Here is an 18717-nt window from a genome sequence, read left to right on the forward strand (position 1 = left end):
CCCCGGACCAATCGATCCGAGACGTTGCTCCTTTGAATGCTCTCTGCGGAAACCTGTGTTTCCAATGAGTGCTGCCTGCGGGAGCAGTTTCCCGCCCCGATAGTCCGGGCGATTAGGTCGAATGTAGGTGCCATCAATACGAGACGCAACCCCCCAAACTAAAAGTAACCAATTAAGATTGTTGACGAATAATCGGGGGTACGGCAGCGTCGCACTTCAAAACACACGCCTCCAGTAATCGTTTCAGAAAGAGCTGGACTGTTGCCGTAAACCACGCATCACTGAACCTACGCCCGAGCCATTCGGGCGCCCCTCGGTACCGGGGTTCGGCATCTCGCTGACCCAAGATCAGAGGAGACAGTTCATGTCCAAACGGAAGCAAACCAAAATTGACAAGGTTCAAGCTTTGTTGCGTCGCCCGAGCGGCGCCAGCCTTGAGGCGCTCTGCAAAGCAACGGGGTGGCAGCTTCATTCGGTCCGAGCGGCTCTAAGCGGCCTGCGGAAAAAAGGCGTCACAATTGAAAGGCGGACATCCGACAAACCAGATGGTTCTTCCACCTATCACCTGACGGTGGGAACAGGAGAAGAGTCATGACCAAGACGAGCGATGTTGCCGATCTGGCCGTCATGGGACGATCGGATCTGGTCACGCTTTGGCAGCAACTGTTTGATCAACCCGCCCCCGCCATGCTCAGCCAACCCTTTCTGCGCCGCTTTATCGCCTTTGAGGTGCAGTCCCGCCGTCACGGCGGGCTACCCCGGCAGGTCAAAGCCACGCTGGAAAAGGGCGCTGGGAAGAAACCCCGGCCTACATGCCCTGCCCTAAAACCCGGCGGGCGCCTGCTACGCGAGTGGAATAGTGTGACCCATGTAGTCGACGTTACAGAAGACGGCTTCACTTGGAACGGTCGGTCCTATCGCTCACTCTCGGCCATCGCCCGAGAGATTACCGGCGCGCATTGGTCAGGGCCGCGTTTCTTTGGGCTCACCGGCAAGGCGGCCAAATGAGCCCGCGCCGTAAAATCCGATGCGCCATCTACACGCGCAAGTCCTCAGAAGATGGTCTGGATCAGGACTTCAATTCGCTGGATGCGCAATATGGGGCCTGCGCGGCCTATGTCGCCAGCCAGCGACATGAAGGCTGGACCCACTGCCCGGGCGCTACGATGACGGCGGCCTGTCTGGCGGCACACTCGAACGCCCTGCCCTTCAGCGCCTTCTTGAAGAGATCGATGCCGGGCGTATTGACATGGTGGTGGTCTACAAGATTGACCGGCTGACCCGGTCGCTTGCCGACTTCTCTAAGCTGGTCGACCGGCTGGAACAGGCAAACTGTTCTTTTGTGTCCGTCACGCAGGCCTTCAATACCTCATCTTCCATGGGCCGGTTAACGCTGAATGTGCTGTTGTCCTTTGCTCAGTTTGAACGGGAAGTCACCGCCGAACGTATTCGCGACAAGATTGCAGCATCGAAGAAGAAGGGGCTTTGGATGGGTGGCAACCTGCCTCTGGGCTATGATCGCCACCCCGATCCGAAGGCAAGAACGCTGGTGGTGAATGAAGAGGAGGCCAGAACGGTCCGGCATCTCTTTGGGCTTTATGACGAGCTTGGTTGCCTGCGCAAAGTAGAAGAACGGGCAACGGCAGAAGACCTGCGGTCAAAACGGGTTGTTCGGACAGATGGCAGTGTGAAGGGGGATTGTCCGCTGTCACGGGGTCAAATCTATTACCTGCTGCGCAATCCGGTCTATCTCGGAAAAATCCGCCACAAGGATAAGATCTGGGACGGACAACATCCGGCGATCATCGATCAGGACATCTGGGACCGGGTGCAGGAAAAAATGCGACAGGCCTCCAACCGCTCGCGGGCACGCGGCGACTCCGATGCGCGCCAACACTCCACTGACCCCGGGGCCTGGCTCACCGGTCTGCTGTATGACGAAACTGGTGATCGGTTGACGCCGACCCACACCACGCGCAAAGGCCGACGGTTGCGCTACTATATCTCCAATCGACTGATCTCAGGCGGCAAGGATATCTCTGGCTGGCGACTGCCCGGCCCTGCGCTGGAAAACGCGGTCATTGATGTCATCGTCAGACATTTGCAAGACGCCGCCGCGGCGCACCAAGTACTGGCGCAGCCGGAGGCCGGGTCAGCCGAGGCAGTTCAGACTTCAGTTGCGGATTTAGTAACCCGGCTTCTAGGCCATGGCTGTCAGATCGGCGCTGCTCTTCTGGCCAAAGGCAAACTTGCACGAGGTCAGATCGACCTCGAATTTAACCCCAAAACTCTGGCAAGCGCACTTGGCATCGCGGCCGATCATCTGCACCCGGATCTCACCGACATCACCACATCTTTCGATCTGCGCCGCCGCGGCGTCGAGGCCAAGATCATCGCCGGAGACATGGCACCCCAACCTGATCCCCACCTCCGGTCCATGCTGATCCGCGCGCATGGCTGGGCCCGTGATCTGAAGGCCGGAGTTCAACTGATGGAGATTGCCCGCCGCGAAAGCGTCCCTGACGCCTTCATCCGCACCCGTGCTCAGCTCGCCTTTCTCTCACCAAAGATTCAAACGGCGATTCTCGACGGGACCCAGCCGCCCGAACTCACACTCAAGCGTCTGGTCAGCAAGACCCACCCACTTGATTGGTCCGAACAGGAACGCCTGTTCGGCTTTTGATAGCTCCAGATCCTGCTTCCCTGATACAGGGTTCGCCCTCCCTGATCCGTCGGCACAATTCCCTGTTCCCACGAGAAAATTCCCTGTTCCACCTTTTAGGGAATTTGCAGCATTAACCTCTGAAAAACATACAGTTCTGATAAGAGAAATGACGGAAGTCAGTCCCGGTTTGCGAAAATTCCCTGTAAATTGCAGGTTATCAGGGAAATCCAGCCCAAAGCGACCCCGCTAAAATGCGACACTGAGACTGGCGCCTGAATTGTCCTCTGAATGTACGGTTTGCTTCGTCTCTGATTGAAAGCGCATGCGCCAACGCGCGGGAATTGCGTAACAATTCCGGATCAGAAAATACAACTGAAGTGAGACAGGTATGAGTGGCGGGGAGACAGGGATTCGAACCCTGGGGACGCTCTCACGCCCAACGGTTTTCAAGACCGCCGCATTCGACCACTCTGCCACCTCCCCGTCGAAAGCAGGGTCTAAGGCCAACTGAAATCAGAGGCAAGTCGAAATCGGGAAATCTTGCCGAAGCCCAAGCAGCGGACTTTCCATAGAACCGTACCCACGTTATGATCCGCATGAAAGACCGCAGCAGACTGGCGCGAAGAACCGGCTGGCTGACGGTGGGGCTCGGGGAACGAGGCCCCTTCAGGCAAGGGATGACAAAATGAAGCGAGCGACTGAGATCCGCCCAGGGCCAAAACGGCTGGCGTGCTTGGCTGTAGCCTTGGTGGTGTTGTCGGGTTGCGAGGAAACGCTGGCAACCGCAGAAAAACCCGACGAAAATACCAGCAAGAACGAACTTTTCCCGCAGTCCTCCGGCGACACACAGCGCGATGTCGAGGCACCGGACGTGTTCCAATTGACCGAGGCCGGACTGTGGGACGGTCGTCCCTCTCTGGGCGGGATCTGGGTGGCTCATCCGGATGTGACTCAGCCCGAACGGGTGATCATCAAAAACGCCACGAACAACAAATCGGTGACCGGCGCTTTGTTCCGGCGTGAACGCAACCTGCCCGGCCCCGCCTTGCAGGTATCATCTGCGGCGGCGGAGCAACTAGGTATTCTTGCCGGCGCGCCGACCAAGATCAACGTGGTTGCCTTGCGGCGCGAAACCGTAGAAGTCGCGCCCGAGCCCGAGGTAGCCGAGATCGAGACTGCGCCCGAAGCAAGCATCGAGACCGCCGCCGCCAGTGACGTGGCCGAGGTTGATGCATCCGAAGCCACCTCTGGCACGGAAAAACCGGCTAAGCGCAAATGGTGGCAGAAAAAAGCCCCTGCCGCAGCGGCGACTGCAGGCGTTGTGGGCGCAGCCGCTGTTGCCTCAGACGCAGCCGAAGATGGGGCCGAGGCCGCCGTAACTAGTGACGTGGCCGAAGTTGATGCGCCCGAAGCTACCTCCGAGACGGAAAAACCGGCCAAGCGCAAATGGTGGCAGAAGAAAGAACCCACCGCCGCGGCGACCGCCGGCGCTGTAGGCGCAGCCGCTGTTGCCTCGGACGCAGCCGTGGATGGCGCCGAGGCCGCCGTCGAGGCCACCGCAGAGATATCGGCGGCCAGCACGTCTCCGGCTTTGACCGATGCACCGGTGGTTGCGCCTGCGGAAAAACCGACCAAGCGCAAGTGGTGGCAGAAAAAAGATCCCAACGCAATCACCGAAACCACGCTTGATCCGATCGAAGGGGCCGCAGCAGCTATCGACGCCGCAGAGCCCACGCCTGTCGCCGCGACGGCCGCCACGACATCCTCGCTTTCGAAACCCTTTGTTCAGGTCGGCACGTTTGGTGTTCAGTCCAATGCCGACAGCGCCGCCGCCAAGATCCGCAGAAACGGCATGTCGGCCGAGGTGCGAGAGTTAAAGACCGAAGACAACACCGTCTGGCGCGTGCTGGTTGGACCCGCCGCCACCCGCGCCGAGCGCAAGGCCATCCAGAACGACGTGAAAGATCTGGGCTTTGGCGATGCTTTCACCGTGGCCAACTGAGAACAGGAGGCACCTTATGCTATCCGCATTGCGAACATCCGTTTTCACCCTCGGGATGGCTGTTTTGGCCCTGCCCGCCCACGCGTTCGACACCTCGGCACGCGCGGCATATGTGATGGATCAAACCACAGGTACCGTGCTTCTTTCCAAAGACGCTGATCAGCCGCTTCCGCCTGCATCCATGTCCAAGCTCATGACGCTTTATGTCGCGTTCGAAGCGCTACGTGATGGGCGTTTGACGCTGCAGGAGACATTGCCTGTCTCGGAACATGCCATGAGCTATGGCGGCTCAACCATGTTCCTGAACACGCAGGACCGTGTGACTGTCGAGGATCTGATACGCGGTGTCATCGTGCTGTCCGGCAATGACGCCTGCGTGGTGATCGCCGAGGCGCTCAGCCCCGATGGGACCGAGGCCGGATTTGCCCGCTATATGACCCAGCGCGCGCAGCAGATGGGGATGAACAACTCGAACTTTGCCAACTCCAACGGCTGGCCCGCTGCTGGGCATATGATGTCCGTGCATGATCTGGCCGTTCTCGCGGATAGGCTGATCACGGATTTCCCCGAATATTACCCTCTCTTCGCCGAAGAAGAATTCGAGTTTGACGGGCGCGCGCCTTCGAACAAGCGCAACCGCAACCCGCTGCTACGGCTGAACATTGGGGCCGACGGCCTAAAAACCGGCCACACGCAAGAGGCCGGCTACGGCCTTGTCGGATCGGCCAAACAAGGTGATCGCCGGGTGATCTTCGTTCTCACCGGCCTAGACAGTACCGCTCAGCGGGCAGAGGAGGCTGAGTCCGTGGTTAACTGGTCGTTTCGAAATTTTGTCGAGAGGACAGTTGCCACCGAAGAAGCGCCGATAGCCGAAGCCAAACTTTGGATGGGTGAGAAAAAGACCGTGGGTCTGGTGCCCAAAGGTGACCTGAACGTACTGTTCCCGGTTCTGGGCACCCAGAATATCGAAGCCGAGGTTGTCTATGACGGCCCCATCAACGCACCTGTTGCCAAAGGCCAGCAACTGGCCGAGCTCGTGATCAAGCCCGAGGGTTTGCCCGAGATTCGCCGTCCTCTGTTCGCGGCCGAGGACGTCCCGCTGGGCGGTTTCATGGTGCGAATGATGACCGTTGGCGGGATTGTCCTGAAAGACGTTATCAATAACCCGCTGGAGTCGATGTGACGCAACGCGGGTTATTCCTGACCTTTGAAGGCATAGACGGATCAGGCAAATCAACTCAGGCCCGGATGCTGGCCGAGTCTCTCCGCAATGCGGGCCATCAGGTCGTGCTGACGCGCGAACCCGGCGGGTCGCCGGGGGCAGAAGAAATCCGCCGCCTCGTACTGGAAGGCGACCCTGACCGATGGTCGGCGGAAACCGAGCTGTTGCTGTTCACCGCCGCCCGTCGCGATCATCTGGAACGAACAATCGAACCGGCCCTGGCTGCGGGTAATGTGGTGATCTGCGATCGCTTTGCCGACAGCACAAGGATGTATCAGGGCCTGTCCCGCGGGAACCTGCGGGCGGTGGTCGATCAGCTACATGACCTGGTGATCGGACGCGAGCCAGACATGACCCTGCTGATCGACATGGATCCGGACACAGGCTTGTCCCGCGCCAAAGGGCGACAGGGCACCGAGGAGCGGTTCGAAGATTTCGGCCCTGCCCTACAAAAACAGATGCGCGCTGGGTTTCTGGCGCTGGCCGATGAGTTTTCCGACCGGTTTCGCGTCATCGATGGCAATCGCGACATGGACAGTGTCGCCCACGATGTGAGAGATATCGTCGAGGCAGCCTTGCGATAGACGATGAGCGACGACACCCCAACCCCAGATCAAGCGCCCGGAGCGCCGCATCCGCGTGAGACCGCGCAGCTGTTCGGGCAGGACACGGCCGAGCAAGCGTTTCTGAGCGCCTACAACTCGGACCGGCTTCACCATGGTTGGCTTCTGACTGGCCCGCGCGGCGTCGGCAAAGCCACGCTGGCATGGCGGATCGCGCAGTTTCTGCTCGCCACCCCTCCGTTGGATGACCGAGGGCTGTTTGGCGCGCCTCCGCCCCCGGAGACTCTAGAGATCGACCCGGACCACCCGGTGTCGCATCGCATAACTGCTGGCGCTGAACCGGGGCTGGCGGCGATCACCCGGTCGTTGAACGATCAGGGGCGTCTCCGGAATGAGATCGTGGTGGATGACATCCGCAAGCTGGGCAAGTTCTTCGGCCTATCCTCGGCAGATGGCGGGCGGCGTGTGGTCATTGTGGACGCGGCTGATGAGATGAATGTCAGTGCTGCGAATGCCCTTCTGAAAATGCTGGAGGAGCCACCGGCGCGCACCACGTTGCTGCTGATCTCGCACCAACCCTCGCGCCTGTTGCCGACCATCCGGTCCCGTTGCCGCACCTTGCGTCTCTCACCGTTGGGCCCTGAGGATATGCAGGCCGCTTTGGCGCAGACCGGGGCGGAGGTTCCCAGCCAAACCGATCACCTTGCCGCTCTGGCCGCTGGGTCGGTGGGCGATGCGGTCCGTCTCATCAATCTGGGCGGGCTTGAAATCTATGCCGAGTTGATCGCCATTCTGGGCACCTTGCCCCGAATGGACCGTCAGCGTGCTCTCAAGCTGGCCGAAGCCGCCGCCCAGCGCGGCGCAGCCGAACGTTTCGAGCTGTTGCTGACCCTGATCGACGTGGCACTATCTCGTCTGGCAATGACCGGCGCGACAGGCGCAGCCCCCTTACCGGAAGCCGCCCCCAACGAGGCGGAAACTCTGACCCGGCTTTCGGCCTCACCCCATCAGGCCCGCAACTGGGCCGAGGTGGCGGCAACGATCACCGCCCGGGCACGTCATGGTCAGGCGGTGAACCTTGACCCTGCCGCGTTGGTCCTAGATACGATGTTCAAGATACAAGAAACCTCCGGTCAGAGCAGATGAGCAACACCCCCCAGATCACCGATAGCCATTGCCATCTGGACTTCCCCGATTTCGAAGGGCAGTTGGACCAGATCATCGCCAATGCAGCCGAGGCCGGTGTGACCCGCATGGTCACCATTTGCACCCGCCTGCGCAATGAACCCAACGTTCGCGCCATCGCCGAGGCTCATGCGCCGGTGTTCTATGCCGCCGGTACCCACCCGATGAGCGCGGCGGACGAGCCAATGGCGACGGTCGATGAACTGGTCGCACTGGCGCAGCACCCCAAGTTCGTGGGCATCGGTGAGACCGGGCTGGACTATCACTACACTGCCGACAGTGCCGAGGTGCAAAAGCAATCCCTGCGCATTCATATCGAGGCGGCCCAACGCACCGGCCTACCTCTGATTATTCACGCCCGCGCAGCCGATGACGATATGGCGCGCATTCTGACTGAGGAATACCGCAACGCGCCCTATTCCTGCGTGATGCACTGTTTCTCATCATCGGCCGAGCTGGCAAAGGCTGCCTTGGACCTTGGGTTCTATCTGTCGATGTCCGGGATCGCTGCATTCCCCAAAAGTCAGGAGCTGCGCGATATCTTCGCGACCGCTCCGGCAGATCGCATTCTGGTCGAAACCGACGCCCCCTATCTTGCACCGCCCCCATACCGCGGTAAACGCAATGAGCCAGCCTATTCCGCTCACACTGCCCGCAAAGGGGCCGAGGTATTCGGCATGGACTACGCAGATTTCGCCGCACAGACACAGGTAAACTTTGACCGCCTGTTCTCAAAAGCGGCACAGTATAAGGCTGCCGCATGACACAGCTGCGCTGCACCATTCTAGGCTGCGGGTCCTCGGGCGGCGTGCCGCGCCTTGGTGGCCATTGGGGCGATTGCGATCCCGATAATCCAAGAAATATCCGCCGTCGCTGCTCGATGCTGGTCGAAAGAGACGGGCCAGAAGGCACGACCTCGGTCCTGATCGACACCTCGCCGGATATGCGCAGCCAGCTTCTGGATACCGGAACCGGGCGGCTCGACGGGGTGGTGTATACTCATTCTCACGCCGATCATGTGCACGGCCTTGATGATCTGAGAATGATCGTCTTCAACATGAAGACCCGTGTGCCGGTCTGGGCGGATGGCGACACCCAGAATGCCCTGCTCGGACGGTTCGGATATGCGTTCATCCAGCCCGAGGGCTCTCCGTACCCACCGATTCTGGAGCTGAAATCTATTGACGGCCCTTTCGAGATCGACGGTCCCGGAGGTCCGATCCCCCTGCGCCCGTTCCGCGTGAACCATGGTTCAATCGACTCGCTGGGGTTTCGGATGGGCAATCTCGCCTATCTGCCAGACGTCGCCGAAATCTATGACGATGCATGGACCGAGATGGAAGGGCTGGATTGTCTGGTCATCGACGCCCTGCGCCGCGCGCCGCATCCTACCCATGCGCATCTGGAAAAAACCCTGGGGTGGATTGAGAAACTGCAGCCCAAACGCGCCGTCCTGACCAATATGCATATCGACCTGGACTATGCGACGGTCGAGGCCGAAACCGCCGATCACATCACCCCTGCCTATGACGGGATGGTGATCGAGCAAGCGCTGTAAGGCCCTGCCTTTTGTGACGCACATATCGCCAGAACCGGGGGCGATATGCTTCAAAGCCTGATTGACGTTATCCTACCGGTCTTTCTGGTGATTGGCGCTGGCTATGCGGCGACCCGTTCGGGCTATTTCAAAGAGGTGCATGTCGACGGGTTGATGCGCTTCACGCAGGGCTTTGCCATTCCCTGCCTTTTGTTTCTGGCCATCGCTCATCTAGATCTCAGCGCCAGTTTCGACCCTCGGCTTCTGGTCAGTTTCTATTCCGCAGCCGCGCTATGCTTTACAGCAGGGTTGTTCGGGGCACGGCTGATCTTTGGTCGTGATTGGGAGGACTGCGTCGCCATCGGCTTTTGCTGCCTGTTCTCGAACTCTGTCCTTCTGGGCCTGCCCATTACCGAACGCGCCTATGGCCCCGAAAGCCTGACGGGCAACTACGCGATCATCGCCTTCCACTCGCCCTTCTGCTACGGCGTTGGGATCACGGTGATGGAGATCGTGCGCAATCGCGGCCATGGCGGCACAAAGATGGTGCGCTCAGTTCTGTCTGCGATGTTCAAGAACGCCCTGATCCTTGGCATCGCGCTGGGTTTTGTCGTTAATCTGTCCGGACTGGTCATTCCACAAGTGGTGGATGAAGCGCTGGAACTCGTGACTCGTGCCGCCCTGCCCGGCGCGTTGTTCGCACTGGGCGGCGTGCTCGTGAAATACAAACCCGAAGGGGATCTGCGCACGATTGCCTATGTCTGCGGAATTTCTCTGATGTTGCATCCGAGTCTTGTGTGGCTGTTCGGAACATCCACTGGACTGCCGCAAGACCTGTTCCGCTCCGGAGTGTTGAACGCAGCGATGGCGCCCGGTTTCAACGCCTATATTTTCGCCAACATGTACGGGCGCGCCAAGCGGGTCGCGGCCTCGTCAGTGCTGATCGGAACCGCCACCTCGATCCTGACCGTCTGGCTTTGGCTGACACTTTTGGGCTAACACCCGCCTTGACACAGAGAACCGGCGACACACTTACCGCTCAGGAACAGGAGCCCGGAATGCCGCACGCCATCATCGTTGCCCATGGTCAGCCCTCAGACCCGGAGCCAGCTGAGGCCTCTCTGGCCAAGTTCGCCGCTGAGGTGAACGCGCACGCGGCCGATGTGTCGGTCCATTCTGCCACGCTGGCAAATCCCGGCGTGCTAGAAGAGGTGATGGACAGCCTGCCCGACGACACTGTGATTTACCCTTTGTTCATGGCCAAGGGCTGGTTTGTGACCAGCGCCTTACCCAAACGCATCGGGGATCGCAACTTGCGTATTCTTGATCCGTTAGGCACCGATCCCATGCTTCCCGATCTTGTCAGCGACGCGCTGAAATCGGCCTTGAAAGAAAAAAAATGGAGCGCGGCTGCTTCCGACCTTATCATCGCCGCGCACGGCTCAGGCCGTAGTAGAAACCCTTCGGCCGTTGCAAAAGATTTTGCCGAGCAACTGTTGCAGAGAATGACATTCCGCTCGATCCGCGTCGGATTTGTCGAGGAACCTCCGTCAATTTCCGATGCTGCCAACGGGGCGTCTGAGCAGTCGCTTTGTCTGCCCTTCTTCGCCTGTCGCGGAGGACACGTGCTGGAAGATGTCCCAGAAGAGCTGGAAAAGGCGCATTTCCGCGGCACTGTCCTGCCAGTGATCGGCGAATTGCCCCCGATACAGCGCCAAATCGCGGACACTCTGCAAGCGGCGTTTTCCACGGCCTGATCTCAGGACTGCGCCTTGAGGAGCGTGGAATAGAGCCGGTGGCACGATCTCCCCTCTCGCTTGGCTTGATACAGCGCGAGGTCCGAGGCCTGCAAAACATCTTCGGACCTCGGATTGTCAAAATGCGTAGACAAGGCCGTGCCGACACTTGCGGAGATACGGCAATCCTTGTCCTGAAAACTCATCGGTTGGTTCAGCCTTTCGATCAACCGGTCTGCAATCGCAGAAAGCCGGTCGGTGTTGGACAGGCCTTGGAAGATGATAACGAACTCATCCCCACCTATTCGTGCCACTGTGTCGTCGTCTCGGGTTTCTTCGATCATGATCCGGGCGGCCTGCTGCAAAACGAAATCCCCGGCAGCATGTCCGAGACGGTCATTCACGGATTTGAAGTAGTCCAGATCAATATGCATCACCGCAAACGGCGTGTTTGACGCGATCATCTGTCCTAGAAGGCTGTCCATCGCGCGCCGGTTTTTTACCCCGGTCAGGGTATCGGTATAGGCCTGCTCCTCTGCTGCGAGCATTGCGCCCTGTAGCCTGAGATTCAGCGACCGCGACGCATCCATCGCGGCCGATTTCGCCTCAACCAGATAGAGAAGTTCGATCGCCAGATCAGTGCCGGAAAAATCAGCGCTTGTCAGGGCGTAGTCGCGTACCGCGTCGAGGATCGAGATACCGAAGGACAGGTTGACAACCGCCCCCTCCCCGCCTGGAAGCGGTGCAACCAGCCCCTTGAGGGCCGTGCGCGGCTCATCATGAAATCGCAGATTCAGGTTCGCCCCGGCCATAGCCATAAGCGCCGGTAAAGTTGTCACCGTGCGAGGGCGAACCATCTCAAAAATATCCAGAACACACTGCCCCTCCATGACGCAATCCGGGCGCAACTTCTGCAATGTCGGACCGACACGCAGGATGTGACCCTCCTGGTCGACCAGCAGAAACATTGGGCACAGGGTTTTCAGCAGTTCTGCCAAATCATCCATCCGCGTCATGCGCCCCGCGCCCCCAGATCGAATTGCCGCCCCTCCGCAAATGCGCTTTCGACAAGCAGGATCGAGATCACCTCAGCCTCGCCCTGCTGACCTTCATGCGAAAGCATCACCAAAGCACCGTAATCATCTGCCATCGCACGCAAAACACCAACCATTGCGCTAGCATAGCCGGGCAGCCCGGGCCCACAGATGAGCTGAAATTCGGTCTGCGAAAGCTCTTGCAATTCGAGGGCCGGAAGAGACAGGTCGGACACAGCCAGCCGCACCCGATCCGCCAGATCATCAAGGGAATGGAGGAATTCTACATAGGTCACACCGCCAAACCGCAAAAGGCGGCGCAGTCCTTCGGTATTGGGATGCGAAACCAGATAGGTTCCTACGTCTTCCAGAATCTCGAGTCGCGGTCGGGCGAGCACCGTGCTGAGCGCATCCAGCAGAGGGGCCGTGATCGCGTCATCGTAGGTCAACATGGCCTCAAACTCGGAAAACCCTAATCCGGCCGAATCTGTTACGCGCTGCCAACACGGCCGCCCGTAGGTTGCGCATACAAACGACTGTATCGCCCGATTAATCAGACCATGCATCAGATGCCTCAGATTGGTTGCACCCGTACTGTGGCCTGACAATCCTTAACAAATAGCCAAGAACCGCTGCTGATCAGCGGAAAGACCTCTTAGTATCATAGCGATATCAAAAATCCGTCGGTGCCCCGCCTTCGGCTTTACGGCGGGTGACGAACTCGGCCAACTCCTCGCGAATACCCTCGTCCAGAGCCGGGGCCTCAAAGCTTCCGATGATCTCTTTGAACATGTGATGCGCGCGTTCCGCGGTCCAAATACCTCCTGCGATCTCCCAGCCTTCGTAATTCTTCCAGTCGCTCAGAAACGGTTGATAGAAGGCGGTCGTGTAGCGGTCCTGAGTGTGCTGAATGCCAAAGAAATGCCCGTCATTCCCGACCGCACGGATCGCGTCCAGGGCGATCTCATCCGGGCCGGTCGCGGTGAGATCAGGATTCATATACCTCTGAATTTGCTGAAGGATTTCGCAATCCATGATGAACTTTTCAGGACTTGCGATCAACCCGCCCTCAAGCCATCCCGCCGCGTGATAGACCATGTTGGTCCCCGACTGCACCGACGCCCAGAGCGAGTTTGACGTCTCCCACACCGATTGCCCATCCGGCACATTCGCCGCACAGACGCCTGACGATCGCATCGGCAGACCATAGAAGCGCGCCATCTGGCCCGTCATCTGAGTGGCCCGCATATACTCTGGCGTCCCAAAAGCCGGGGCCCCGGATTTCATATCCACGTTCGAGGTAAAGGTTCCAATCACGCAGGGGATCCCCGGACGCACATATTGGAACAGAGCGATAGCACAGAGCGCCTCTGCCAGAGACTGCGCCACCGCGCCCGCGATGGTGACAGGGGCCATCGCTCCGGCCAAGGTAAATGGCGTGACAACGATAGCTTGCCCGCGCCGCGCCAGACGCAGGCAGCCGTCAATCATCGGGTGGTCGTGCTTCAGCGGCGAGGTCGAGTTGATGTTGGTATACATCCGCGGCGTGGCCTCGAACTCTTCATGGCTCAACCCGCCCGCGATGCGGACCATCTCCATCACATCCTCGACCCGCTCTTTACCCAGTGAATAGGCGTGCATCGCCTTATCCGTCAGGGTCAGCTTGTCATAGAGCACATCCAGATGGCGGATGCTGGCGTGAATATCGACTGGCTCAACCGGGTAGCCACCGGCAAAATGGATGCAGTTGAAGTACTGAGTCAGCTTCAACAGGTTGCGGCACATCTCGCGGTTGCCGGGCACCTTGGTTGCGATTTCCATATCCCAGTAATTCGGAGGGGAGGAGACGTTGCCAAACAGGATGTTTCGCCCACCAATCTCGATCGTCCGGTCGGGATTGCGCGGCGTGATCGTGAAGCGGCTGGGGGCTTTTGCCACCATCTCCATCACGAAATCACGGCCCATCCGCACATTGTCACCGTCTATCGTACAGCCCGCCTCACGCAGGATGCCGATGGCTTCTTCGTTATAGAACTCGACCCCGATCTCTTCGAGAATTCGCATGGCGCCGTCATGGATTGCCTCAATGCCGTCCTGATCCAGAGGCTCGATCGGTGCATCGATATTGACCGGAGGGTTCCACGGCATCTGATCAATAGCCGCGCTTCCCCTGCGCTCGGCAGCGCCAGCGCGCCCTCCGCTACGACGTCTGCGCGATTTGGTTCCGGCCATGTTCGACTCCCTGCCAGTTGCCTGCTCTCAAGCAAGCCCGGGAAAGCGGGAATAGGCCGTTCCATCTGCGACAGATTTTGTCGTTTACAAGCTTTGAACCGCCGGAAACGGATTCTGCATATCTAGTTGTCCGCCAACCAAGCCGGGATATGACCTATGTCGGGCAAGACAACATCCGCCATCGGCGCCAGAACGTCGGCTTTGGCGAGACCGGTGAGGACTCCGATCGTAGTCATCCCTGCCGCCCGCCCGGCCTGCAAGTCGTGCAGGCTGTCGCCAACCATAGCGATGCGATCCGGCTGTACGCCGATATGCGCGGCGAATGCCAGCAATTGGCCTGGGCCGGGTTTGAACCCATGACCACTGTCATAACCGGCAATAAAGTCGAAATGGTCTTTGACGCCCACCGACTCCAAATGCTGAAGCGCCGGGTGTTCGCTGTCATTTGTGGCGACCCCCAGCTTGAGGCCGGCCTGTTTCAACGCGTCCAGGAACGGCCCTAAAGACACCGCCTGAGCTTGCGGCGCGGCTGCGGCCTCGGCATTCATCAACTCGATCAAGGCGTCACGCGGCATGCCATCGACATGCGGCAACAGGGCTTCTGCGATTTCCTCAACGGTTCCCGCAATCACGACGCTATCAGGAGAATAGGTCTCGGTCTCAAGGTCGAAACCGATGATCCGACCCAGCTCCGCCGCACGGTCCGAGTCGTTCTCGGCCAAGCGCAACAACATGGTCCGTCCGAATGTGCCCCAGGTGTTGGCGAAGTCAAACAGCGTGCCGTCCTTGTCGAACACGATTGCATCTATTGGCATGAAAAGCTCCTGCAGAGTCAGGTCCAGTGAACGTCGGAACCACCCGACAACACCGCTTGCGCCTGAGCGGGTTGGTCATACGGCACCGCCGCCGCGTCACAAAATGCCATGATCCACGAATCGTCAAGCATCAGGAAATCCAGAACCGAGGCCAGAAACTCGGGCTCACCCGCCCTGTCGCGCAGATCATTCGCCGCGGCACCGGTCGAGCCCAAGAAAATGGGCAAAAGCTCCTCATTCCCGACCAACCACCCGAGGGCGTTCAGGGCAAGAGTTTGGGCGGAATCTTCGGAAATCGACATAAACTGGCCTCAGCCCCCTGTCTTGGAAAGGGTTTGTTAACCAGACTCATAAACACTTTGTTCACGCATGCAATCAATGGTGAGCAACTATGTCCGTGCAGGGAACGATCCTTGTTTTAGATGGGGTATCTACAAACCGCATCATGCTGAAGGTTCAGCTGACAGCGGCGTGGTACCACGTGGTACAAGGTGAGAAATTGGAAGGTCTCGCCACGCTCTTGCGGCGTGTGCGGCCTGATCTGGTGCTAACCGCGCAAACGCTGCCTGACGGCACGGCGGCGGATGTCAAAAGCCTGATTGCGAAAAATCCGGCCTTGGGTGATGTGCCCGTCGTGGCCCTGACCGCCCAGAATGACAAGCAAGCTCGATTGCGGGCTTTGGCGGAAGGCCTGGATGATGTTCTGACCCACCCGTTCAAGGATACACTGCTGCTCGCCCGTATCCGTAGCCTATTGCGCGCACGAGCTGACACGCAGGACCTGCAATTCCGCGAGGACCCCCAGTCTCTTGGCCTGGCCGAGCCGGAAACCCCGCTCATTGCAGCCCCCAAACGGGCCCGCGTTGCGGTACTGGCGCAAACACCGCGCAACGGCGCGCTTTGGCAACAGGCGCTTTCCGGGCAGCCCCGCTACGCCCTGACCTCACATCACCAATCGGATCTTCAAGCCTTGCTCTCAGGCCCGGTCCCGGATGCATTTGTGGTCGAGCTGGATGCAGACCGATCCGCGCTGAACATCCTGGCCGACCTCAGATCGCGCGGGGCCACACGTCATACAGTCCTGATCGGCGTGCTGAGTGACAACGATGCCACCCGCGCGTCCGAGGCGCTGGACCGAGGGGCAGATGCCGTCTGTCTCGGCGGGTTCTGCGCAGATGAGATCGTGTTGCGACTAGACAACCAGATCGCCCGCAAAAGCCGGATGGACCAGATGCGAGATTCGCTAAAGAAAGGGATCGCAGAATCGTGGATCGACCCTCTGACCGGGTTGCAGAACCGCCGCTATGCCATGCGTGCCATCCAGCAGATCGCGCAGCAATCGGCGCAGACGGGGCGGGGTTTTGCCCTGATGCTGGCCGATCTGGATCATTTCAAGGCGATCAACGACAAATACGGTCACGCGAGTGGTGATTGCGTGCTGACCCAGGCAGCGGCACGGATGCAACAGGTCGTTGGCAAGGTCGGATTCGTCGCGCGCATCGGCGGAGAGGAATTCATGATCGCCGCTCCGAACATCTCGCGCGCCAAGGCGCTGACGATGGCCAGCACCCTGTGCGAGGCGATCTGTGCAGTACCTTTCCGCCTGCCCGATCAGCGTATACCGATTTCCGTAACCATAAGTGTTGGCCTGAAAATGTCTGCGCCGGCCTATCTGTCAAAAGACACGGCCGAACCTGTCGAGCAGTTGATCAATTCCGCAGACAAAGCGCTCTACGCAGCCAAACAGGCCGGGCGCAACCAAGTGCAGATCAGGCAAAGCGCGGCCTGATCGCCTCAGTGCTTTTTCTTGTGACCGCGCGGGCCGCGTTCGACGACGTCTTCCAGACGGGTCGCATAGGTCTGACGTTCCGTGTCGCTCATCTGTGTGACCAGAACCAACCACTTTTCTTGCAGCGCGGCCTGCAAGTCCGCAGTCGCCTGCGCCTGCTGCTGCAGCAAGAGCGTGACAGTTTCGGGATCAAAAGGAACAGCCCGTAATGCCTCAGTCACGGCCATAAAGTCCTGAGATCGCCCCTTGGCCCCTTTGCCGTGCAGGCCGGATAGCTCTCCCCTCAGGGCTTTGCGATCCTCTTTCGGCAAGGCCCGGTACAATGCGGGTCCAAAACCCGGTGGTGCCTTGGCATGATCGCTATTCTTCAGTCGCAATATGCTGCCGACCGCGACCCCTACAATCAACAGGTTGATCGCTAGAGACAGAGTCAGAACGATCGGCATCCAACGGCGTTTCGGTTTTGGATCAGTGTTCATTCCGTACTCTCCAGAAAACTGGTGTCAAATCCAAGGTCGGCCGCCAGAACGCTGCCATCCGTTGCGCCGAACAGGCCGACCGTTTCCGGTAGAACCGCAGGCGCAAAAAAACCGATGAAAATCCCGGTGACACTGGCAGCAGCCAGACCGCTAAAACCCTGCCATCCACCGATATTGTCCAGAAGGCGTGACCACGGAGGCCGCTCAGGGCGCGCGTTTTTCGCAAATCGCCCTAGCCGAGTGGTCTCAGCGTCTGTCTGGATACGCACGGCAAGATCATCCGGCAGGCCGGGTCGGTCCTTGCGCGCCTGAGCAAACAGGTTTTCCAGTTCCATGTCGTCATCAGCCATCGTCATACCCCAGTTCTTCCCGCCGTCCGGCCAATATGGCCGACAAAGCCCGCTTTCCTCGCGCGGTCAAGCTCTCGACCGCTTCGACCGATAGGCCCATGACCCCGGCGATCTCGGGGTTGGACAGTTCCTCAATATGCCTCAACACGACGGCCTGTCGCTGTCGGTCCGGCAATTGCATAAGCGCGACCTGCAAAGCATCATGGCGCGCCGTATCCTGCATTTTCTCAACCACGCTGGACGCGTTGTCCGGCGGCTCAACCTCCTCAGGTAGCTGCTCGGGCGTCTTTTTGCGCTTGCGGTCCAGACACAAGTTCAGCGTCACCCGATAGAGCCAGGTTGACACTTTGGCCGTGCCCGGCACCCATTTGGGGGCCATCTGCCACAGCCGCATCATGGCGTCCTGCGTCACATCCTCGGCCTCGGCCCGATTGCCCAGCATGCGCAGAGAAACCGAGTAGCAACGCGGGCCCAGTCGGTCCGTCAGGATCCGCGCCGCCCCGGCGTCGCCATCAGCAAACATCCTCAGCAACGCGTCGTCACCAAGGTCGTCCGCGGCACACCCCGCACCGCGAACGTCTTGAGGGTGGGAGGTCAGATCCTCCATCCTTTATCAGCTATCGTCAGCGTCCGATTTCTGGCGCTTTTTGTGATGCTTGCCCATCTTGTCTTTTGCATCGGCAAATTCCTGTTCCGAGATACCGCCGCTGCTATCCGCGTCGATCCGATCAAACATCTTGTCAGCCCGGCGCGGTTTGGGCAACTCATCGGTGCTGAGAACCCCATCGCCATTGGCGTCATGTTTCTCGAACATCTTGGTCACGCGATCATTGGCCTTCTGCTGGGCTGCGGCCTGCATCTCCTCAAGGCTCAACTGTCCATCGCCGTCAGTATCCGCCTTTGTGAAGCGCTGCGCGCGATGGGCCTGCATCTCTTCTTTTGTGATCTGGCCGTCCGCATTGGCGTCTAGCTCCTGAAACGAAACAGGCTCACGATCCTTTGGGCCTGCTGCCAGTGCCGATGTGCCTGTGATCGCCACTGCCGACAGAACGATGGCCGGGATGAATTTCGAGTTCTTCATATCGGTTTCCCCATATTGGCGCGACCT

22 protein-coding genes and 1 tRNA gene are annotated in these 18717 nt (G+C 59.4%); 13 read left to right on the plus strand and 10 right to left on the minus strand.

Annotated features, from left to right (window positions below):
• Window positions 1-364: 364 nt before the first annotated feature.
• From ACR0IP_RS15425 to ACR0IP_RS15440, 4 genes are read left to right on the plus strand one after another with little or no spacing between them, the layout of a single operon-like run.
• Entirely contained in the window at window positions 365-595 is a 231-nt protein-coding gene (locus tag ACR0IP_RS15425; RefSeq protein WP_170554399.1) for a DUF3489 domain-containing protein, read from the plus strand.
• A complete protein-coding gene (locus ACR0IP_RS15430; protein ID WP_480526523.1) occupies window positions 592-1008 on the plus strand; it encodes a DUF2924 domain-containing protein in 417 nt (138 codons plus the stop codon). Before ACR0IP_RS15425 ends, ACR0IP_RS15430 begins: the two co-directional genes overlap by 4 nt.
• Window positions 1005-1280, plus strand: a complete 276-nt coding sequence (locus ACR0IP_RS15435; protein ID WP_480526526.1) for a hypothetical protein — start codon at window positions 1005-1007, stop codon at window positions 1278-1280. The genes ACR0IP_RS15430 and ACR0IP_RS15435 overlap by 4 nt, the downstream gene beginning before the upstream one ends.
• Window positions 1178-2683 (plus strand): recombinase family protein, encoded by a 1506-nt coding sequence (locus ACR0IP_RS15440; RefSeq protein WP_480526678.1) that lies wholly within the window; start codon window positions 1178-1180, stop codon window positions 2681-2683. Before ACR0IP_RS15435 ends, ACR0IP_RS15440 begins: the two co-directional genes overlap by 103 nt.
• A gap of 375 nt (window positions 2684-3058) precedes the next feature.
• Here the strand turns inward: ACR0IP_RS15440 and ACR0IP_RS15445 are convergent.
• Window positions 3059-3148, minus strand: a tRNA-Ser gene (locus ACR0IP_RS15445).
• A 202-nt stretch (window positions 3149-3350) separates the two neighbouring features.
• On the opposite strand from ACR0IP_RS15445, the gene ACR0IP_RS15450 reads away from it, so the two are divergent.
• The 8 genes from ACR0IP_RS15450 to ACR0IP_RS15485 are packed head-to-tail and all read left to right on the plus strand — an operon-like array spanning window position 3351 to window position 10931.
• Complete coding sequence (locus ACR0IP_RS15450) at window positions 3351-4667, plus strand: SPOR domain-containing protein (RefSeq protein WP_480526528.1); 1317 nt, start codon at window positions 3351-3353, stop codon at window positions 4665-4667.
• 16 nt (window positions 4668-4683) lie between these two features.
• Window positions 4684-5850: a D-alanyl-D-alanine carboxypeptidase family protein gene (locus ACR0IP_RS15455; RefSeq protein WP_480526529.1), complete on the plus strand. Its 1167-nt coding sequence runs from the start codon at window positions 4684-4686 to the stop codon at window positions 5848-5850.
• A complete protein-coding gene (tmk, locus tag ACR0IP_RS15460) occupies window positions 5847-6473 on the plus strand; it encodes a dTMP kinase (protein WP_480526531.1) in 627 nt (208 codons plus the stop codon). The genes ACR0IP_RS15455 and tmk overlap by 4 nt, the downstream gene beginning before the upstream one ends.
• A 3-nt stretch (window positions 6474-6476) precedes the next feature.
• Window positions 6477-7598, plus strand: coding sequence for a DNA polymerase III subunit delta' (locus tag ACR0IP_RS15465; protein ID WP_170660727.1), 1122 nt, complete (start codon window positions 6477-6479; stop codon window positions 7596-7598).
• On the plus strand, window positions 7595-8401 hold the full coding sequence (locus tag ACR0IP_RS15470; protein WP_480526533.1) for a TatD family hydrolase: 807 nt from the start codon (window positions 7595-7597) through the stop codon (window positions 8399-8401). The genes ACR0IP_RS15465 and ACR0IP_RS15470 overlap by 4 nt, the downstream gene beginning before the upstream one ends.
• Window positions 8398-9195 (plus strand): MBL fold metallo-hydrolase, encoded by a 798-nt coding sequence (locus ACR0IP_RS15475; RefSeq protein WP_170691986.1) that lies wholly within the window; start codon window positions 8398-8400, stop codon window positions 9193-9195. Before ACR0IP_RS15470 ends, ACR0IP_RS15475 begins: the two co-directional genes overlap by 4 nt.
• A gap of 45 nt (window positions 9196-9240) precedes the next feature.
• Complete coding sequence (locus ACR0IP_RS15480) at window positions 9241-10173, plus strand: AEC family transporter (RefSeq protein WP_170375187.1); 933 nt, start codon at window positions 9241-9243, stop codon at window positions 10171-10173.
• Window positions 10174-10232: 59 nt separating this feature from the next.
• Window positions 10233-10931, plus strand: coding sequence for a CbiX/SirB N-terminal domain-containing protein (locus tag ACR0IP_RS15485; protein ID WP_170375185.1), 699 nt, complete (start codon window positions 10233-10235; stop codon window positions 10929-10931).
• A 2-nt stretch (window positions 10932-10933) separates the two neighbouring features.
• Here ACR0IP_RS15485 and ACR0IP_RS15490 read toward each other — a convergent pair whose 3' ends face one another.
• The 5 genes from ACR0IP_RS15490 to ACR0IP_RS15510 all read right to left on the minus strand — a co-directional run bounded on the left by ACR0IP_RS15490 (window position 10934) and on the right by ACR0IP_RS15510 (window position 15293).
• Window positions 10934-11926 (minus strand): diguanylate cyclase domain-containing protein, encoded by a 993-nt coding sequence (locus ACR0IP_RS15490; protein ID WP_480526536.1) that lies wholly within the window; start codon window positions 11924-11926, stop codon window positions 10934-10936.
• Window positions 11923-12510: a heme NO-binding domain-containing protein gene (locus ACR0IP_RS15495; RefSeq protein WP_170375181.1), complete on the minus strand. Its 588-nt coding sequence runs from the start codon at window positions 12508-12510 to the stop codon at window positions 11923-11925. The genes ACR0IP_RS15490 and ACR0IP_RS15495 overlap by 4 nt, the downstream gene beginning before the upstream one ends.
• A gap of 106 nt (window positions 12511-12616) precedes the next feature.
• The gene (locus ACR0IP_RS15500) at window positions 12617-14176 is read right to left on the minus strand and encodes a trimethylamine methyltransferase family protein (RefSeq protein ID WP_480526538.1); all 1560 of its coding nucleotides are present in this window, start codon (window positions 14174-14176) and stop codon (window positions 12617-12619) included.
• A 122-nt stretch (window positions 14177-14298) separates the two neighbouring features.
• Window positions 14299-14991 carry an HAD family hydrolase gene (locus ACR0IP_RS15505; RefSeq protein ID WP_480526540.1) on the minus strand — a complete coding sequence of 231 codons (693 nt, stop codon included), beginning with the start codon at window positions 14989-14991 and terminating at the stop codon, window positions 14299-14301.
• Between the two features lie 17 nt (window positions 14992-15008).
• Window positions 15009-15293, minus strand: a complete 285-nt coding sequence (locus ACR0IP_RS15510; protein WP_170375177.1) for a DUF3572 domain-containing protein — start codon at window positions 15291-15293, stop codon at window positions 15009-15011.
• A gap of 89 nt (window positions 15294-15382) precedes the next feature.
• On the opposite strand from ACR0IP_RS15510, the gene ACR0IP_RS15515 reads away from it, so the two are divergent.
• Window positions 15383-16780 (plus strand): diguanylate cyclase, encoded by a 1398-nt coding sequence (locus ACR0IP_RS15515; protein ID WP_480526543.1) that lies wholly within the window; start codon window positions 15383-15385, stop codon window positions 16778-16780.
• A gap of 5 nt (window positions 16781-16785) precedes the next feature.
• On the opposite strand, the gene ACR0IP_RS15520 is transcribed toward ACR0IP_RS15515, so the two are convergent.
• From ACR0IP_RS15520 to ACR0IP_RS15535, 4 genes are read right to left on the minus strand one after another with little or no spacing between them, the layout of a single operon-like run.
• A complete protein-coding gene (locus ACR0IP_RS15520) occupies window positions 16786-17259 on the minus strand; it encodes a periplasmic heavy metal sensor (protein WP_170375173.1) in 474 nt (157 codons plus the stop codon).
• Window positions 17256-17609 (minus strand): hypothetical protein, encoded by a 354-nt coding sequence (locus ACR0IP_RS15525; RefSeq protein WP_170375171.1) that lies wholly within the window; start codon window positions 17607-17609, stop codon window positions 17256-17258. Before ACR0IP_RS15525 ends, ACR0IP_RS15520 begins: the two co-directional genes overlap by 4 nt.
• Entirely contained in the window at window positions 17602-18216 is a 615-nt protein-coding gene (locus tag ACR0IP_RS15530) for an RNA polymerase sigma factor (protein ID WP_170375169.1), read from the minus strand. The genes ACR0IP_RS15525 and ACR0IP_RS15530 overlap by 8 nt, the downstream gene beginning before the upstream one ends.
• Window positions 18217-18222: 6 nt before the next feature.
• Window positions 18223-18690, minus strand: a complete 468-nt coding sequence (locus ACR0IP_RS15535) for an EF-hand domain-containing protein (RefSeq protein ID WP_170375167.1) — start codon at window positions 18688-18690, stop codon at window positions 18223-18225.
• Window positions 18691-18717 lie beyond the last annotated feature (27 nt).

The organism is Ruegeria sp. AL11 (assembly GCF_056540865.1).

Excerpts from the sequence above, each read along its gene's own strand:
- ACR0IP_RS15425 (WP_170554399.1), top strand. The coding sequence starts at position 365 with ATGTCCAAACGGAAGCAAACCAAAATTGACAAGGTTCAAGCTTTGTTG.
- ACR0IP_RS15430 (WP_480526523.1), top strand. The coding sequence starts at position 592 with ATGACCAAGACGAGCGATGTTGCCGATCTGGCCGTCATGGGACGATCG.
- ACR0IP_RS15435 (WP_480526526.1), top strand. The coding sequence starts at position 1,005 with ATGAGCCCGCGCCGTAAAATCCGATGCGCCATCTACACGCGCAAGTCC.
- ACR0IP_RS15450 (WP_480526528.1), top strand. The coding sequence starts at position 3,351 with ATGAAGCGAGCGACTGAGATCCGCCCAGGGCCAAAACGGCTGGCGTGC.
- ACR0IP_RS15455 (WP_480526529.1), top strand. The coding sequence starts at position 4,684 with ATGCTATCCGCATTGCGAACATCCGTTTTCACCCTCGGGATGGCTGTT.
- ACR0IP_RS15465 (WP_170660727.1), top strand. The coding sequence starts at position 6,477 with ATGAGCGACGACACCCCAACCCCAGATCAAGCGCCCGGAGCGCCGCAT.
- ACR0IP_RS15470 (WP_480526533.1), top strand. The coding sequence starts at position 7,595 with ATGAGCAACACCCCCCAGATCACCGATAGCCATTGCCATCTGGACTTC.
- ACR0IP_RS15475 (WP_170691986.1), top strand. The coding sequence starts at position 8,398 with ATGACACAGCTGCGCTGCACCATTCTAGGCTGCGGGTCCTCGGGCGGC.
- ACR0IP_RS15480 (WP_170375187.1), top strand. The coding sequence starts at position 9,241 with ATGCTTCAAAGCCTGATTGACGTTATCCTACCGGTCTTTCTGGTGATT.
- ACR0IP_RS15485 (WP_170375185.1), top strand. The coding sequence starts at position 10,233 with ATGCCGCACGCCATCATCGTTGCCCATGGTCAGCCCTCAGACCCGGAG.
- ACR0IP_RS15490 (WP_480526536.1), bottom strand. The coding sequence starts at position 11,926 with ATGACGCGGATGGATGATTTGGCAGAACTGCTGAAAACCCTGTGCCCA.
- ACR0IP_RS15495 (WP_170375181.1), bottom strand. The coding sequence starts at position 12,510 with ATGCATGGTCTGATTAATCGGGCGATACAGTCGTTTGTATGCGCAACC.
- ACR0IP_RS15500 (WP_480526538.1), bottom strand. The coding sequence starts at position 14,176 with ATGGCCGGAACCAAATCGCGCAGACGTCGTAGCGGAGGGCGCGCTGGC.
- ACR0IP_RS15505 (WP_480526540.1), bottom strand. The coding sequence starts at position 14,991 with ATGCCAATAGATGCAATCGTGTTCGACAAGGACGGCACGCTGTTTGAC.
- ACR0IP_RS15510 (WP_170375177.1), bottom strand. The coding sequence starts at position 15,293 with ATGTCGATTTCCGAAGATTCCGCCCAAACTCTTGCCCTGAACGCCCTC.
- ACR0IP_RS15515 (WP_480526543.1), top strand. The coding sequence starts at position 15,383 with ATGTCCGTGCAGGGAACGATCCTTGTTTTAGATGGGGTATCTACAAAC.
- ACR0IP_RS15520 (WP_170375173.1), bottom strand. The coding sequence starts at position 17,259 with ATGAACACTGATCCAAAACCGAAACGCCGTTGGATGCCGATCGTTCTG.
- ACR0IP_RS15525 (WP_170375171.1), bottom strand. The coding sequence starts at position 17,609 with ATGGCTGATGACGACATGGAACTGGAAAACCTGTTTGCTCAGGCGCGC.
- ACR0IP_RS15530 (WP_170375169.1), bottom strand. The coding sequence starts at position 18,216 with ATGGAGGATCTGACCTCCCACCCTCAAGACGTTCGCGGTGCGGGGTGT.
- ACR0IP_RS15535 (WP_170375167.1), bottom strand. The coding sequence starts at position 18,690 with ATGAAGAACTCGAAATTCATCCCGGCCATCGTTCTGTCGGCAGTGGCG.